Here is a 329-nt window from a genome sequence, read left to right as displayed (position 1 = left end):
ACGCGGCAGGAAGCACCCGCTGATTCTTGGAATCCCCGGGCGAAACCCCGCCCGGGAATTCAAGGCTTCATGGCAATTCGGCAGGCGATCCACTGTCACTGGATTGAGCCTGCCTGCCCGTTGCCCCGCCGTGGCGACGGACGAGTGCGCCAAGTTCGAGCCGGTCGGCCCGTAGAGGTAGGCTCTCTCCCCACGAGGGCCTCTCTGCTTATTCGACCTTTGACGAAAAACCTCGCGAGGCCATGGCCTGGCCAGCAGTCCGGCGTCCTCTCTCTGGAGCGCTCCTCTGTGTCCCCGGTGCGAACCGGCGGTGACCAGAAGCCCCGGAG

This window comes from Pyxidicoccus sp. M15, from assembly GCF_056858435.1.
This window is presented reverse-complemented; position numbering follows the sequence as displayed.